The organism is Kitasatospora sp. SUK 42, assembly GCF_015776785.2.
GTDB lineage: Bacteria > Actinomycetota > Actinomycetes > Streptomycetales > Streptomycetaceae > Kitasatospora.
The window spans coordinates 312,534-327,361 of sequence record NZ_LFMD02000005.1 but is presented as its reverse complement, the minus strand read 5'-3'; the positions used below and the strand labels follow the sequence as shown (position 1 = coordinate 327,361).

The 14,828-nt window shown below is 72.3% G+C and carries 12 protein-coding genes; 9 read left to right on the top strand and 3 right to left on the bottom strand.

Translation table 11 applies throughout. From position 1 onward, the window contains the following. Positions 1-5 precede the first annotated feature (5 nt). The 3 genes from RZ50_RS20135 to RZ50_RS20125 all read left to right on the top strand — a co-directional run bounded on the left by RZ50_RS20135 (position 6) and on the right by RZ50_RS20125 (position 4,796). The gene (locus RZ50_RS20135) at positions 6-1,379 is read left to right on the top strand and encodes an MFS transporter (RefSeq protein WP_196950690.1); all 1,374 of its coding nucleotides are present in this window, start codon (positions 6-8) and stop codon (positions 1,377-1,379) included. 10 nt (positions 1,380-1,389) lie between these two features. After that, positions 1,390-2,847: a sulfatase-like hydrolase/transferase gene (locus tag RZ50_RS20130; protein WP_196950689.1), complete on the top strand. Its 1,458-nt coding sequence runs from the start codon at positions 1,390-1,392 to the stop codon at positions 2,845-2,847. Positions 2,848-2,993: 146 nt separating this feature from the next. Continuing rightward, positions 2,994-4,796 (top strand): sulfatase, encoded by a 1,803-nt coding sequence (locus tag RZ50_RS20125; RefSeq protein WP_254802885.1) that lies wholly within the window; start codon positions 2,994-2,996, stop codon positions 4,794-4,796. Positions 4,797-4,841: 45 nt separating this feature from the next. On the opposite strand, the gene aroC is transcribed toward RZ50_RS20125, so the two are convergent. After that, complete coding sequence (aroC, locus tag RZ50_RS20120) at positions 4,842-6,026, bottom strand: chorismate synthase (protein ID WP_196950688.1); 1,185 nt, start codon at positions 6,024-6,026, stop codon at positions 4,842-4,844. Then, positions 6,023-7,282 carry a 3-phosphoshikimate 1-carboxyvinyltransferase gene (gene aroA / locus RZ50_RS20115; RefSeq protein WP_196950687.1) on the bottom strand — a complete coding sequence of 420 codons (1,260 nt, stop codon included), beginning with the start codon at positions 7,280-7,282 and terminating at the stop codon, positions 6,023-6,025. The genes aroC and aroA overlap by 4 nt, the downstream gene beginning before the upstream one ends. Before the next feature lie 235 nt (positions 7,283-7,517). Here aroA and RZ50_RS20110 point away from each other — a divergent pair, with 235 nt between their 5' ends. From RZ50_RS20110 to RZ50_RS20085, 6 genes are all read left to right on the top strand, one after another. After that, complete coding sequence (locus RZ50_RS20110) at positions 7,518-7,769, top strand: hypothetical protein (RefSeq protein WP_196950686.1); 252 nt, start codon at positions 7,518-7,520, stop codon at positions 7,767-7,769. A 113-nt stretch (positions 7,770-7,882) separates the two neighbouring features. Then, positions 7,883-9,382, top strand: a complete 1,500-nt coding sequence (locus RZ50_RS20105; RefSeq protein WP_196950685.1) for a multicopper oxidase family protein — start codon at positions 7,883-7,885, stop codon at positions 9,380-9,382. A gap of 146 nt (positions 9,383-9,528) precedes the next feature. After that, entirely contained in the window at positions 9,529-10,143 is a 615-nt protein-coding gene (gene wrbA, locus RZ50_RS20100) for an NAD(P)H:quinone oxidoreductase (protein WP_196950684.1), read from the top strand. A gap of 7 nt (positions 10,144-10,150) precedes the next feature. Beyond that, positions 10,151-11,158: a DUF6081 family protein gene (locus RZ50_RS20095; RefSeq protein ID WP_196950683.1), complete on the top strand. Its 1,008-nt coding sequence runs from the start codon at positions 10,151-10,153 to the stop codon at positions 11,156-11,158. A gap of 254 nt (positions 11,159-11,412) precedes the next feature. After that, the gene (locus tag RZ50_RS20090; protein WP_196950682.1) at positions 11,413-12,630 is read left to right on the top strand and encodes a 3-hydroxybenzoate 6-monooxygenase; all 1,218 of its coding nucleotides are present in this window, start codon (positions 11,413-11,415) and stop codon (positions 12,628-12,630) included. A gap of 89 nt (positions 12,631-12,719) precedes the next feature. Further along, positions 12,720-13,775 carry a ketoacyl-ACP synthase III family protein gene (locus RZ50_RS20085; RefSeq protein WP_196950681.1) on the top strand — a complete coding sequence of 352 codons (1,056 nt, stop codon included), beginning with the start codon at positions 12,720-12,722 and terminating at the stop codon, positions 13,773-13,775. A gap of 67 nt (positions 13,776-13,842) precedes the next feature. Here the strand turns inward: RZ50_RS20085 and RZ50_RS20080 are convergent, their stop codons facing one another. After that, positions 13,843-14,787: an oxidoreductase gene (locus RZ50_RS20080; RefSeq protein ID WP_196950680.1), complete on the bottom strand. Its 945-nt coding sequence runs from the start codon at positions 14,785-14,787 to the stop codon at positions 13,843-13,845. Between the last annotated feature and the right edge of the window lie 41 nt (positions 14,788-14,828).

Genomic DNA, 14,828 nt, shown 5'->3' with positions numbered 1-14,828 from the left:
CCACGATGCACGCCGAATCCCCTCCGCCACCGACCGCGGTGGCCTCCCCGCCCTCCGCCACCGGACGGAGCACGCCCCGCCGCTGGCGCCAACTGGGCCTGCTCAGCGCCGCCATGGGCACCGACAGCGGCGAGCAGAGCGCCGTGTCGGTGATGTTCCCCGCCATGCGGACCGCCCTGGGCCTGCCGCTGTCGGCCCTCAGCCTCCTCGTCGCCGTGGGGAGGCTCGCCGGGGTGGTCTTCGGGCCGCTGTGGGTGGGCCTCGCGCAGCGCTTCCCCCGCAAGTACGTCCTCGCCGTCTGCTCCGGCCTGTGGGGCCTGTGGACCATCGCCACCGGGTTCGCCCAGAACCACGGACAGCTCCTGGTGCTGTTCGGCGTCGCGGCCGCCGGGCTCGCCGGCGCGGGCCCGCTGATCAACGGGATCCTCGCCGACCTCTTCGACGACCGGACCCGCGGCCGGGCGGCAGGCGTCCTCTTCGGCTCCGTCGCCCTGTTCACCGCGCTGCTCGGCCCGCTGCTGGGGCACCTGTCCCAGCTCGACGACGGATGGCGGTACGGCTTCTTCATCCTCGGCGGCCTCCAGCTGCTGTCGGGCCTCGCCCTCCTGCTGTTCTTCGAGGACCCGGGCGTCGGCGCGGCCGAGCCCCAACTCGCCTCGCTGGACGCCGGATCCCGGAAGCCGCGCAGCCGCGCGTTCGACCGGGCGAGCCTGCGCCGGCTGGCCGGCATCCGCAGCTTCCCGCTGATGTGCCTGCAACGCCTGCTCAGCGCCCAGTTCGTGATGGTCGCCTTCGGCGTGGTGTTCCTGGTCGACGCCCGCGGGTTCGGCAACTCCGAGGCCTCGCTGGTGGTCTTCCCCGCCGCGCTGTCGTACCTCCTCGGCACGCTCGCCGGCGGGGTGCTCGCGGACCGGGTGCAGCGCCGCTTCCCCCGCTCGGGCCGGATCGCCGTCCTGCAGGCGGCGTTCCTGGCGTACGGGGCGATCGCCTACGTCGCCACCCAGATCGCCTGGTCCCACCTCGGGATCTACGCCTTCCTGTTCTCGCTGCTGGGGGCCCTGCAGGGCGTTCAGCCAGGGGTCAACCGGCCGGTCGTCATGGCCATCACGCCGCCCGAGCTGCGCAGCGCGGCCTTCGCCGTCTTCATCGGCATCGAAGGGGTCGGCTGGGCCGCGATCACCCTCGCGGTCGGCTACCTCGGGGACGGCATCGGGCTCCAGGACGCGTTCCTGTGGGTCGTGGTCGTCGTCGTCCTCGTCGGCGGACTCCTCGCGACGCCGCTGTACCGGACCTACGCCCGGGACGTCGCCGCCCTCCAGGCCGAACTGGACCGCCGCGCCGCCGACAACCGACCGCTCCCGAACGACGTCCAGAGCTGAGGAACACCACATGACCTCCCGTCCCAACTTCGTGATCTTCATGCCGGACCAGTTGCGCGCGGACGCCGTCGGCGCCTTCGGCAACCCGCACATCGGCACCCCGCACATCGACGCCCTCGCGGCCCGCGGCACCACCTTCCACCAGGCGTACGTCCAGCACCCGGTGTGTTCCCCGAGCAGGGCGTCCATCCTCACCGGCTGGTACCCGCACACGGCGGGGCACCGGACGCTGACCCACCTCCTCAAGGAGCACGAGCCGAACCTGCTGCGCATCCTCAAGGACGCCGGCTACCACGTCACCTGGGCGGGAATGCGGGGTGACACCTTCGCGCCGGGCGTCACCGAGACGAGCGTCCACGAGTACGGCTTCTCGGCCATGCCCACGGTCGGCTACGGGGGCGAGTACCCCGACGGCGTCTGGTCCCGGCTGTTCTACCGGGGCCGGGTGCCCGACGACGGGCGGATCGACCCCGACGAGGCCGCGGTCCGCTCCGCCGAGCGGTGGCTGGCGAACCCGCCCGAGCAGCCCTGGGTGCTGTTCGTCCCGCTGGTGGCACCGCACTGCCCGTTCCAGGTCGAGGAACCCTGGTTCTCCCGGTTCGACCGGGACGCGGTGCCCGACCCGGCGGCCCCCGGCGACCCGTTGGGCGAACCCCGGTACATGCGGGCCGTCCGCGAACGCTACGGCATCGGCGAGGTCACCCCGGAGCAGTGGCGCGAGGTCGTGGCCACGTACTACGGGATGATCGCGCGGCTCGACGACCAGCTCGGGCGGGTGATGGGCGCGGTCGCGGACGCCGGCGCCGCGGACGACACCGTGACGCTCTTCTTCGCCGACCACGGCGAATACCTCGGCGACTACGGGCTGATCGAGAAGTGGCCGTCGGCGATGCACGACTGCATCACCCGCGACCCTCTGATCATCAGCGGCGGGGGCTTCGCCGGCGGGCAGACCAGCGACGCCATGGTGGAGATGGTCGACGTCCTGCCCACCGTCCTGGAGCTGGCCGGGGTGGAGGCGCCGCACCGCCACTTCGGCCGCAGCCTGGTGCCGCTGCTGCGCGACCCGGCGGCCCCGCACCGCGAGTACGCCTTCACCGAGGGCGGCTTCACCGTGGAGGAGGAGCCCCAACTGGAGCGCCCCGCCTTCCCGTACGACCTCAAGGGCGAGCTCCAGCACGAGGACCCCACCCTGGTGGGCAAGGCGGTGGCCGTCCGGGACCGGGAGTGGACGTACGTCTGGCGGCTCTACGAGTCGCCGGAGCTGTACCGCCGGGCGGGCGACCCGCAGGAGCGGGTCAACCTGGCGGGCCGTGGGGAGCACGCCGAGGTCGAACGGCGCCTGCGCGACGCCGTGCTGCGGTGGATGGTCGAGACCGCCGACGTCCTCCCGGCCGGGACGGACCCCCGGCTGCCGCAGGTGGCACTGCCCGCGCCCGGGGCCAGTCTTCGGCATCCCGTTATCTAGCATTTGCAGTTATGGCATTTGGCAGTACTGCCATTTGAGGGATGGTGGGGGCGTCGGCGGGCCGTGGCGGCCGGCTCCCCTCCCGCCCGGTGAATCCGACGAACCATGAAGCGGCACGAGCACGGAGGCACCCCATCAAAGCGATCATGGTGATGTTCGACAGCCTGAACCGACGGTTCCTGCCGCCCTACGGCGGTCCGGAGTGGGTGCACGCGCCGAACTTCTCCCGGCTGGCGGAGCGGACCGCGACCTTCGACACCTGCTACGCCGGGTCGATGCCCTGCATGCCCGCCCGCCGCGAACTGCACACCGGGCGCTACAACTTCCTGCACCGCAGCTGGGGGCCGCTGGAGCCGTTCGACGACTCCGTACCGCAGATGCTCGGGGAGGCCGGGGTGTACACCCACCTCTCCACCGATCACCAGCACTACTGGGAGGACGGCGGTGCCACCTACCACCACCGCTTCCGCACCTTCGAGTTCTTCCGCGGCCAGGAGGGCGACCCCTGGAAGGGCCAGGTCGCCGACCCGGAGATCCCCGAGAACCTCAAGCTGCTGCGCACCGAACTCTTCCGCCAGGACCGGGTGAACCGGCAGCACCTCACCGACGAGGCCGACCACCCCCAGACCCGCACCTTCGACGCGGGACTGGAGTTCATCGCCACCAACCACGCCGAGGACAACTGGTTCCTCCAGATCGAGACCTTCGACCCGCACGAGCCGTTCTACAGCTACGCGCGCCACAAGGAGCACTACCCGCACGACTACGACGGCCCGCACTTCGACTGGCCGGACTACAAGAAGGTCCAGGAGACCGAGGAGCAGGTCGAGCACGGCCGCCTGGAGTACGCGGCCCTGCTGTCCATGTGCGACGCCTCGCTCGGGCGCGTCCTGGACGCCATGGACGAGCACCGGTTGTGGGACGACACCATGCTGATCGTCTGCACCGACCACGGCCTGCTGCTCGGCGAGCGCGGCTGGTGGGGCAAGAACGTCCAGCCCTGGTACGACGAGACGATCCACACCCCGCTGTTCGTCTGGGACCCGCGCAGCCGGGTGCGCGGCGAGCGGCGCGGCTCCCTCGTCCAGACCATCGACTTCGGCCCCACCCTGCTGGAGTACTTCGGAGTCGACCGCACGCCCGACATGCTGGGCCGGCCGCTGCGCGAGGCCGTCGCCACCGACGCGCCCGTGCGCGAGGCAGGCCTGTTCGGCTCCTTCGGCGGCCACGTCAGCGTCACCGACGGGCGCCACGTCTACATGCGGGCCTCTGCGGAGCCCGCCAACCGGCCGCTGTCCGAGCACACCCTGATGCCCACCCACATGCGCGGCCGCTTCCGGCCCGAGGAACTGCGCGGGGCCGAACTCGCCTCGCCGTTCACCTTCACCAAGGGCGTCCCGGTGCTCAAGGTGCCGGGCTTCACGTTCTACAGCCCGTACGCCTTCGGCACCCTCCTCTTCGACCTGGAGACCGACCCGGACCAGCGGAACCCCCTCGTCGACGACGAACTGGAGCTGCGCATGGCGCAGTTGCTGGTCGACCAGCTGCGCGCGGCCGACGCCCCGGAGGAGCAGTACGTCCGCCTCGGCCTGCCCCTGGACGGGAAGGTGACCGAGGAGCACCTGCTCGCCCGCCGCCAGCAGCCCCAGGCCCTGGCCGCCCTGGAGCCGCCCGCCCTGCCCGCCGACTACGCGGACCACCCGCTCGGAGCGAACACCCCTCTGCGTGAGCTGTTCGCCGACCCGCAGGCCGGTCAGGTCCTGCGGCGCCACCTGGGCGACCAGTTGATGACCGGGGCCATCGGTGCCATCCTCGGCGCTCTCTCACCGGTTCAGATGTCCGCCGTCGCCCTCGGACTGATGCCCCGGCACCGGCTCGACGCCATCGCCGCCGAACTCGGCGCGCTGCACGCGGCCGGCACGGCGGGACCTGCCGGAGCCGACGCCTAGAGGCTGGCGAGCCCGGGCCGTCGTCCGGCCCGGGCTCGCCGTCGCTCAGCGGATCGCCAGGGCGGCGAGGTAGGACCGCACGTTGCGGCGGGTCTCGGCCACGCTGTCGCCGCCGAACTTCTCCGCCACCGCGTCGGCCAGTACCAGGGCGACCATCGCCTCCGCGACGATGCCGGCCGCCGGTACGGCGCACACGTCGGAGCGCTGGTGGTGGGCCTGTGCCGACTCGCCCGTGGTGACGTCCACGGTCCGCAGCGCCCGGGGCACCGTGGCGATCGGCTTCATCGCCGCCCGCACGCGCAGCGGTTCGCCCGTGGACAGGCCGCCCTCGGTGCCGCCGGCGCGGCCGGTGGTGCGCCGGATGCCCCCGGGGGTGGTGACGATCTCGTCGTGGGCCTGCGAGCCGGGCACCCGGGCCAGTTCGAAGCCGTCGCCGACCTCGACGCCCTTGATCGCCTGGATGCCCATCAGCGCGGCGGCCAGCCGGGCGTCGAGCCGGCGGTCCCAGTGGACGTGGGAGCCGAGCCCCACCGGCACGCCGTAGGCGAGGACCTCGACCACGCCGCCGAGGGTGTCGCCGTCCTGGTGGGCCCGGTCGATCTCGGCGACCATCGCCTTCGAGGCGTCCGCGTCCAGGCAGCGCACCGGGTCGGCGTCCAGCCGCTCGACGTCCCCGGGGGTCGGGTACACCCCGTACGGGGCCCTGGCCGCGGCGAGTTCGACCACGTGGGAGACGATCTCGATCCCGGCCGTCTCCTTCAGGTAGGAACGCGCCACCGCGCCCAGTGCGACCCGCGCGGCCGTCTCCCGGGCCGAGGCACGCTCCAGCACCGGCCGGGCCTCGTCGAAGCCGTACTTCTGCATGCCGGCGAGGTCGGCGTGGCCGGGCCGGGGGCGGGTCAGGGGCGCGTTGCGGGCGAGCCCGGCCAGCACCTCCCCGTCCACCGGGTCGGCGGCCATCACCTGCTCCCACTTGGGCCACTCGGTGTTGCCGACCAGCACGGCCACCGGCGAACCCAGCGTCAGGCCGTGCCGGACCCCGCCGAGGAAGGTGACCTCGTCCTGTTCGAACTTCATCCGCGCCCCGCGGCCGTGGCCGAGACGGCGCCGTGCCAGCGCCTCGGCCACGACCTCGGTGGTGATCGGCACGCCGGCGGGCAGGCCCTCCAGCGTCGCGACGAGTGCGGGGCCGTGGGACTCTCCCGCGGTCAGCCAGCGCAACCTGCTCAACGGTGCTCCTCAAGGCCAGTGGGGTTGTACGGGGTCGGAAAGAGCCTGGTCAGCTCGGTGTGGAAGCCGGGGAAGGTCTTGGAGACGCAGCCGGGGTCGTCGAGGTCGATGCCGGGGGCGCGCAGGCCGAGGACGGAGAAGGCCATGGCGATGCGGTGGTCGCGGCGGCAGGCGATCCGGGCCGGCCGGGTGGGGCCGGGGACGACGGTGATGCGGTCGTGGCCGACCTCCGTGGTGACGCCCAGCGCCCGCAGGTTCTCGTCGACCGCGGCGATGCGGTCGGACTCCTTCAGCCGCGCGTGGGCGATGCCCCGGATCGTGATGGGCGCGTCGGCGAGCGGGGCGATCGCGGCGAGGGTCATGAAGGTGTCCGAGATGTCGCCCATGTCGACGTCGAAGCCGCCGCGCAGCGTCGGGCCGCCGATGACGGTCGTCCCCTCGGTGGTCGTGCGGACCGTCGCGCCGGCCTCGCGCAGGACGTCGACGAAGCGGAGGTCGCCCTGGAGGCTGCCGAGGCCCAGGCCGGGGACGGTGATCTCGCGGCCGGTGACCGCGGCGGCCGCGAAGAAGTAGGAGGCGGTGGAGGCGTCCGGTTCCACGGCGAGGTCGGTCGCCGTGCAGGGCGCCGGGTCCACCGAGATGTGGCCGCCGGACTCGTCGGTGCGGGCCCCGAAGCGGGTCATCAGGGCGAGCGTCATGTCGATGTACGGGCGGCTGACCAGTTCCTCGGCCCGGACCCGCAGCGGGGCCCGCATCAGGGGCGCGGACATCAGCAGGCCGGACAGGAACTGGCTGGACAGCCCGGAGGGGAGGGGGAGTTCACCGCCCGCGAGGCCCTCGGCGTCGACCGTCAGGGGGAGCGCGGCGCCGGAGTCGGTGGTGATCCGGGCGCCGAGCCGGGTGAGCGCCGCCGTGAGCGGCGACAGCGGCCGGGCGCGGAGCTGGTCGGTGCCGTCGAAGACGTACCGCCCGGTGCCGGCGGCGGCGAACGGGGGGAGGAAGCGGGCGGCCGTGCCGGCGTCCGCGCACCAGACCCGGCCGCCGCCGTGCGGCCCCCGCCCGAGGCCGGTCACCGTCCAGCTCGCGTCGTCGGGCGCGGTCGTGACCCGGACGCCGAGCGCGGTGAGCGCGTCGCGGAAGGCGACGGTGTCGTCGCTGACCAGCGGCGCGGACAGCCGGCTGGTGCCGCGCGCGGCGGCGGCGAGGACGAGGGCCCGGTTGGTGATGCTCTTCGATCCCGGGATGCGTGCCTTCATCGGAGTCCTCTCGTACGGCGCCGCGGACGGCGAGCCGGGGCCGGCCCGGGTTCCGCCAGGCTCGCCACCGGGAGGCGGCGGCGACAACGAGATCCCGGCCACTGTGTCAGTTCGGCCCGACGGCGGTGCGGGCCGGTGACGGAGTGCTGGTGACCTGACACAGACGGGCCCGGTCCGCCGACCCGGCCCCCGTGTGCTGCCTAGCGTCGTCGGATCCCGACGGAAGGAGTCGATCGTGCCGCCCCATGCGTCCTTCAGCCACGCCCATCACGACCTCGTCGAGCCCTCGCCGGACCACCGTGGAATCCGGCGGGCCGACAGCACGGTGCTCGCCCACGTCCCCCGCTCCAGCCCGGAGGTGATGGAGAGCATCGCCGTCGCCCTGCTGTCGCTGACCGTGCCCGGAGTGTGCCTGCGGGCCGGCAGCGAAATCCGGCCGGAGCTCTGGGACGGACCGTACGGATCCAGCGAGCCGGGCGGGAGCTGACAGAGTAGGCCGGTTGATCGGCCGGATTTCCCCGGCTGCGTCTTTGATGTGCCACACGCAGCCAGATGTGAATCTCCTGGGGGGAAATCGTGATAGCACGACGTTCTTTTCTCGTGTCCGGTGTCGCCGTCTCCGGCGGTCTCGGGCTGGCGGGGCTCGGGATCTCGGCCCTGGAGCCCGCGGCCGCCGGCGCGGTCGAGGGCGGTCCGGACTCCATGGGCGCCATGGGCTCCGGGGCGCCCATGACCGGTGCGACGGCGGCGCCGGACCTCGACCCGGGCGGCATCGCCAAGTTCGCGGTCCCGATGCCGCTCGCGCCGGTGCTGGCCCCGTACGCGGTCTCGGGCACGACCAGCTACTACCGGATGACCATGAAGGAGGTCGCCGCGGCGGTCCTGCCCGGCATGCCGGCGACCACCGTGCGGACCTACAACGGCCAGTTCCCCGGCCCGCTCATCAGAGCCAGATCAGGCCAGAGGGTGGTCGTCGAACAGACCAACGCCCTCGGCCAGCCCGTCTCCGTGCACCTGCACGGGGCGCACGTCCCCGAGTCCAGCGACGGCGGGCCGATGGACCTGATCATGCCGGGCGGGAAGAAGACGTACACCTACCCGAACCAGCAGTCGCACGCCAACCTGTGGTTCCACGACCACGCCCACCACCAGGAGTCCGAGCACGTCTACCGCGGACTGTCCGGCTACTACCTCCTCACCGACGACACCGAGCAGCAACTGCCGCTGCCGTCGGGGCAGTACGACGTGTCGATCGCGCTGCGCGAGGCGCGCTTCGACCAGGCGGGGCAGTTCGTGTACGCCATGGACGACTGGGCCAACCGCAACGTCGTCCTGGCCAACGGCAAGCCCTGGCCGTACTTCCAGGTCGCGGCCCGCAAGTACCGGCTGCGGATCTTCAACCAGAGCAACGGGCGCTTCTTCGACCTGAAGCTGTCCGACGGCTCGGAGTTCACGATCATCGGCGGCGACGGCGGCCTGCTCGCCGCGCCCTGTCAGGCGACGGTGGTGCGGCTGTCGCCCGGCGAACGGGCCGACATCGTCGTCGACTTCTCGCGCTACCCGGTGGGCAGCCAGGTGGTGCTGGAGAACGGCATGCCGCCCGGCCCGGTCGAGCACGTCGGCAAGGTCATGCGCTTCGACGTCACCCGCACCGCCACCGACGGCAGTTCGGTGCCGAGCACCCTGCGCACCCTGCCGGCCCTGCCACCCGCCACCGTGAGCCGCAGCTTCACGCTGAGCATGGACGAGGACGGCCGGCCCGACGCGGGGGCCTACATCAACGGCCTGACGTACGACCACGACCGCATCGACACCGACATCGCCTACGGCGACACCGAGGTGTGGACGGTCACCAACACCAACAAGCTCGCCCCGCACAACTTCCACATCCACCTGGTGATGTTCCGCGTCCTGGAGCGCAACGGGCAGCCGGTCACCGAGGGCTTCGAGACGGGGCTCAAGGACACCGTGAGCATCCTGGCCGGCGAGACGGTGAAGATCCAGGCCACCTTCACCGGGTACCGCGGCACCTACCTCTACCACTGCCATCTCTTCGACCACGCGTCGATGGGGATGATGGCCAATTTCCGGGTCTCCTGAGGGCCCGGCGCGGGCCCACGGGCCCGCATCTGACGAAGTCACGGCCCATCTGACGAAGTATTCCGGCCGCGATTGCCGCCATTCCGGTGACTGCGGAAATCTTTTCCCCGGTCACCGGTTCCAAAAACACGAAAGGGACGCTCGAAATGACGAACGTCGCAGTCATCTACTACTCCTCCACCGGCCACGTCCACACCCTGGCCGCGGCCGCCGCCGAGGCGGCGCAGAAGGCCGGTGCCGAGGTGCGTCTGCGCAAGGTGGCCGAGCTGGCTCCGCAGGCCGCCATCGACTCCAACCCGGCCTGGGCCGCCCACCACGCGGAGGTCAAGGACAACGAGGCCGCCTCGCTGGACGACCTGGACTGGGCCGACGTGATCCTCTTCGGCACGCCGACCCGCTTCGGCCTGCCGGCCGCGCAGCTCAAGCAGTTCATCGACACCGCCGGCGGCCTGTGGGCGCAGGGCAAGCTGGCGAACAAGGTGGTCTCCTCGTTCACCTCCACCTCGCAGACCCACGGCGGCCAGGAGAGCACCCTGCTCGCGCTGAACAACACCTTCTACCACTGGGGCGCGATCATCGTCGCTCCCGGCTACACCGACCCGGTCCAGTTCCACGTCAAGACCGGCAACCCGTACGGCACCGGCCACGTCTCCTACGACAACGCGACCGCCGACGAGGCCACCCTGGCCTCGATCGAGCACCAGACCCGCCGCGCCGTGGAGATCGCCGGGGCGCTCAAGCGCGGGCTCGCGACGGCCTGATCCCGACATGCCGCGTTCCGCAACGCGCAGCGACCCGGCCGCCGTCGAGGGCGGCGGCCGGGTCGTCTGGGACGACTTCCGAGACGGTTTCGACCACGGCGGGGAAGGCTCCCGGTGGACCCTCACCCCGGGCGGCGACACCCTGCCGGACGGCGACGGCATCGTCACCACGTCGGAGGCCGGACTGCGGGTGGTGCCCACCGGCGTCAACCTGCGCACCGGTGAGCCGGCCTTCGCCGCCACCACCGGCCGGGAGAGCGAGGGCGGCGGCGGTGCGGCCGACCACCTGAAGTTCTTCGCACTGGCCCGGCACACCTCGAAGGCCGGGATCCTCGGCTTCGACGCCGAGCCGGGCCGGGTCCTCACGATCGACGTGACGATGTCCGTCCGCACCTTCGGTGTCGAGCGGCACCCGTTCGGCGCCGCGGTGGCCGACCCGCGCGGGGACCTCCGGCTCGCGGCGGGCACCATGAACACGGTCGACCCGGAGACGCTGATGGTCTTCGACTTCTTCGTCACCGACGACCGGGTGTACGCCTTCTACGAGCGGCTGCCCCGGCCCGGCGCCGACTACGCCGCCTTCTCCTACGCCCTGCCGGTGGCCCGCCGGAGCACGGTCGACCAGGTGCACAACCTGGCGGTCGGGTACGACAGGTCGGCGGGCACGGTGGAGTGGCAGGTGGACGGCCGCACCGTCCTGACCGTCGACCGGATCGGCCTCCGGCCTGCGGACCGGAAGCACCTGATCCTGGATCTGGGCGGCCGCGAGGAACTCGTCGAGCCGCGCCAACTCGCGGGCGGCTTCGGCACGTTCACCCTGCTGGACGCCGGGATGCCGGGCACCGGGGGCGGTCTGGTCCAGGTCAGCGACGACCTCCGCTACTACGACCCAGCCCAGGGCGAACCCGTCCCGCAGCGGTTCGCCGACCCGGCGAGCCTCCCGCGGCACCGCCTGTGGGGCCAGGGCGCGCAGCTCGACGTCCGCGAGCTGGGCGTGACCTCGGCCCGGCGCTGAGAGCCGGGCGCCGAGAGCGCCGACAACCGCCCCGGGGCCCCACACCCGAGGCGACGACCAGCGGCTCCGGCTGGACGATCCATCCCCGTGTCGTCCGGCCGGAGCCGCTTCACCCCCTTCAAGAGCCCCCCTCCCGAGGGGGGCTCTTTCCCTTTTCCGGTCAGCTGACGAAGTCACCACCCTTTCATTGCCGCCGACCACGGCACGGCGACACATTTGTTGAATCTCCCGACAACAGGAAAGGGAAATCGGAAATGCCGAAGACAGCAATCGCCGGCGGCGGAATAGGCGGCCTGGCGACCGCGCTGAGCCTCGCCAAGCGCGGGCACGACGTGGTGGTGCTGGAGCGCCGCGACTGCTTCACCGAGATCGGTGCCGGCATCCAGCTCGGGCCGAACGCCTTCCAGGCGCTGGACCAGCTCGGCGTCGGCGACGCGGTCCGGGAGCGCGCCGTGCACATCGACGAACTCCGCTTCATGGACGGCACGACCGACGAGAAGGTCGTCTCGATGCCGCTCACCGGCGCCTACCGGGCCCGCTTCGGCAACCCGTACGCCGTGGTGCACCGCATCGACCTGTACGAGCCGCTGCTGGCCGCCTGCCGCGCCGAGCCCTCCGTGGAACTGCGCGTGGACTGCTCCGTGGAGGGCTACGAGCAGGACGCCGACGGCGTGACCGTCCAGCTGGCCAACGGCGAACGCGTCCGCGCCGACGCGCTGATCGGCGCCGACGGCATCAACTCCTTCGTCCGCAAGCAGCTCGTGGGCGACGGCTACCCGAAGGTGTCCGGGCACACCATCTACCGCTCGGTCATCCCCATGGAGGAGGTGCCCGAGGAGCTGCGCTGGAACACCGTGACGCTGTGGGCGGGGCCCAAGTGGCACTTCGTCCACTACCCGATCGGCAGCGGGGAGTTCCTCAACCTGGCCGCCACCCGCGACGACGGCGCCACCGAGGCGGTGCTCGGCCTGCCGGTGGAGCGCGCGCACGTCCTGAACGAGTTCCCGGGCCTCGGCAGCACCGCCCGGCGCCTGCTGGAGCTGGGCCGGGACTGGAAGTCCTGGGTGCTGTGCGACCGTGACCCGGTGGAGGGCTGGACGGACGGCCGGGTCGTCCTGGTCGGCGACGCCGCCCACCCCATGCTCCAGTACGCCGCCCAGGGCGCCTGCCAGGCCGTGGAGGACGCCGTGGTGCTCGGCGAGCTGATCGGCACCGAGCCGGCCGACTTCGCCCAGCGCTTCGAGAAGTTCAACGCCGAGCGACGCGAGCGTACCGCCGCCATCCAGCTGCTGGCGCGCGAGATGGGGCGCCGGCTGTACCACCCCGCGGGCGAGGCGGCCGAGGCCCGCAACGCCATGCTGCGGGCGCTGTCCGAGGAGGACCTCTACGAGAAGGTCCAGTGGCTGCACGGCGGCGAGGTCGGCACCGACCGCGCCCCCTGGCCCGTCCCGGTGATCCGGCCCACGGCCTGACCCGCGGTTCCCCCGGTCCCATCCGCCATCGAGGCATTCCGGCACGCCTCCGTGAGAGGCGTGCCCCCTGTGAGAGGAGTACGTCCACCATGCGCCACGACAACCTGTACATCGCCGGGGTGGGGGCCTGGTACCCCAAGCCGGTGTCCGTCGACGAGGCCATCGAGGCCGGCCTGTACGACGAGGCCACCCAGCGGCGCTCCGGCCAGCTCGCCGCGACCGTCGCCGGCGACGACGACACCCAGCCGGAGATGGCGGTGCGCGCCGGCGCCCTGGCGCTTCGCCACTCCGGCCTGGACGCCGGGGAGTTCGGGCTGCTGCTGCACGCCACGGGCGCCTTCTGCGGCCTGGACGGCTGGAACGTCGCCTCGTACCTCCAGCACCACGTGCTGGCCGGCAACGGGCTGTCCCTGGAGGTCAAGCAGCACTCCAACGGCGCGATGGCGGCGATCGAGCTGGCCGCCGCCTTCCTCGCCGCGCGCCCCGAGCGGCAGGCCGCGATGATCACCGCCTCGGACCGCTTCGTGATGCCGGTGTGGAACCGCTGGCGCACCTACCCGGGCCTGGTGTTCGGCGACGGCGCGAGCGCCGCGGTGCTCTCCCGCACCGGCGGCTTCGCCCGGATCGCCTCCGTCGTCACGGAGAGCCGGCCCGACCTGGAGCGCGCCCAGCGCGCCGGGCTGTCGTTCATGGCGTTCCCCGACACCACCGACACCGAGGCGTACCCGATCAACCTCATCCAGCGGATGCAGACCTTCGCCGACGAGGAGCACGGCGGTCGGATCTCCGAGGTCTTCAAGCTGATGAACCAGGCGCTGATCCGCTCGGTGGAGACCGCCGCCGAGGAGGCCGGGGTGCGGCCCGCCGACATCGACCACCTGGTCTTCCCGAACTTCGGCCGCACGATGCTGCGCCAGGAGGTGCTCACGCCGCTCCAGCTGGACGCCGCGAGGACGCCGTACGAGTTCGCCCGGGAGACCGGCCACGTCGGCGCCACCGACCAGTTCGGCGGCCTGGAGCACCTGATGCGCGCGGGCCGGCTGGAGGCGGGCCAGCGGGTGCTGCTGTGCGGCATCGGGCTCGGCTTCAACTGGACCAGCGCGGTCCTGGAGATCGACGAGCGCCCCGTCCCGCTCCCGGACTGACGGCGCGGCACAACGGCGAGGGCCCGGACACCGAGGAGGTGTCCGGGCCCTCGCCGTTGGGCGGCCGTCAGGCGGCGCGCATGGTCTCCAGCTCCGCGAGGTCCTCGTCGGTCAGCCGCAGCGCGGCCGCGGCGATGTTCTCCTCCAGGTGCGCCACCGAGGACGTGCCCGGGATGCAGACCAGGTTGGGGGAGCGGTGCAGCAGCCAGGCCAGCGCCACCTGGTAGGCGGTGACGCCGTGGCGCCCGGCCACCACGTCGACGGCCTTGGCGGCCAGCGGCACGTTCAGCGGGACCTTGGCGTCCTTGCCCGGGGTCTTCTCGGCGCCCAGCAGGGTGTACGTGCCGAGCGGGAAGAAGGACATGTACGCGATGCCGGCCTCCTCGCAGGCCCGCAGGGTGGCCTCGTCGTCCCGGCGCACCACGTTGTACTCGTTCTGCACGCACACCACGGGGGCGATGGAGCGCGCCTCGGCGAACTGCGCCGGGGTGACGTTGCTGACGCCCAGGTGCCGGACGAGGCCCTGCTCGCGCAACTCGGCGAGCGCGCCGAAGGGTTCGGCGATCGACTCGTCCGGGCCGATGCCGCCGGCCTCGGCGACGATGCGGAGGTTGACGACGTCGAGGTGGTCGCGGCCGAGGTGGCGCAGGTTGGAGTGGACCGCCTCGCGCAGCTCCTGCGGGGACAGCGCGGCCGGCCACTCCATGTCCGGGGTGCGCTTGGCGCCGATCTTGGTGACGATCACCAGGTCGTCGTCGTAGGGGTGCAGGGCCTCGCGGATGAGCTCGTTCACCACGTACGGGCCGTAGTAGTCGCTGGTGTCGATGTGGTTGACCCCGAGCTCGCGCGCCCGGCGCAGCACGGCGAGGGCGGTCTCGCGGTCCTTCGGGGGGCCGTAGACGCCGGGGCCCGCCAGCTGCATCGCGCCGTAGCCCATGCGGTTGATGGTGAGGTCGCCGCCGAGGGTGATGGTGCCGGCGGCGGAGGCGTGCACGGCGGATTGCGTGGTCATGGGGTAACTCTCCTCAGGGCAAAGGGGGTTGATGGTGATCG

Bases quoted from the DNA above. Each gene is read 5' to 3' on its own strand.
- RZ50_RS20135 (WP_196950690.1), top strand. From the start codon at position 6: ATGCACGCCGAATCCCCTCCGCCACCGACCGCGGTGGCCTCCCCGCCC.
- RZ50_RS20130 (WP_196950689.1), top strand. From the start codon at position 1,390: ATGACCTCCCGTCCCAACTTCGTGATCTTCATGCCGGACCAGTTGCGC.
- RZ50_RS20125 (WP_254802885.1), top strand. From the start codon at position 2,994: ATGGTGATGTTCGACAGCCTGAACCGACGGTTCCTGCCGCCCTACGGC.
- aroA (WP_196950687.1), bottom strand. From the start codon at position 7,282: ATGAAGGCACGCATCCCGGGATCGAAGAGCATCACCAACCGGGCCCTC.
- wrbA (WP_196950684.1), top strand. From the start codon at position 9,529: ATGACGAACGTCGCAGTCATCTACTACTCCTCCACCGGCCACGTCCAC.
- RZ50_RS20095 (WP_196950683.1), top strand. From the start codon at position 10,151: ATGCCGCGTTCCGCAACGCGCAGCGACCCGGCCGCCGTCGAGGGCGGC.
- RZ50_RS20090 (WP_196950682.1), top strand. From the start codon at position 11,413: ATGCCGAAGACAGCAATCGCCGGCGGCGGAATAGGCGGCCTGGCGACC.
- RZ50_RS20085 (WP_196950681.1), top strand. From the start codon at position 12,720: ATGCGCCACGACAACCTGTACATCGCCGGGGTGGGGGCCTGGTACCCC.
- RZ50_RS20080 (WP_196950680.1), bottom strand. From the start codon at position 14,787: ATGACCACGCAATCCGCCGTGCACGCCTCCGCCGCCGGCACCATCACC.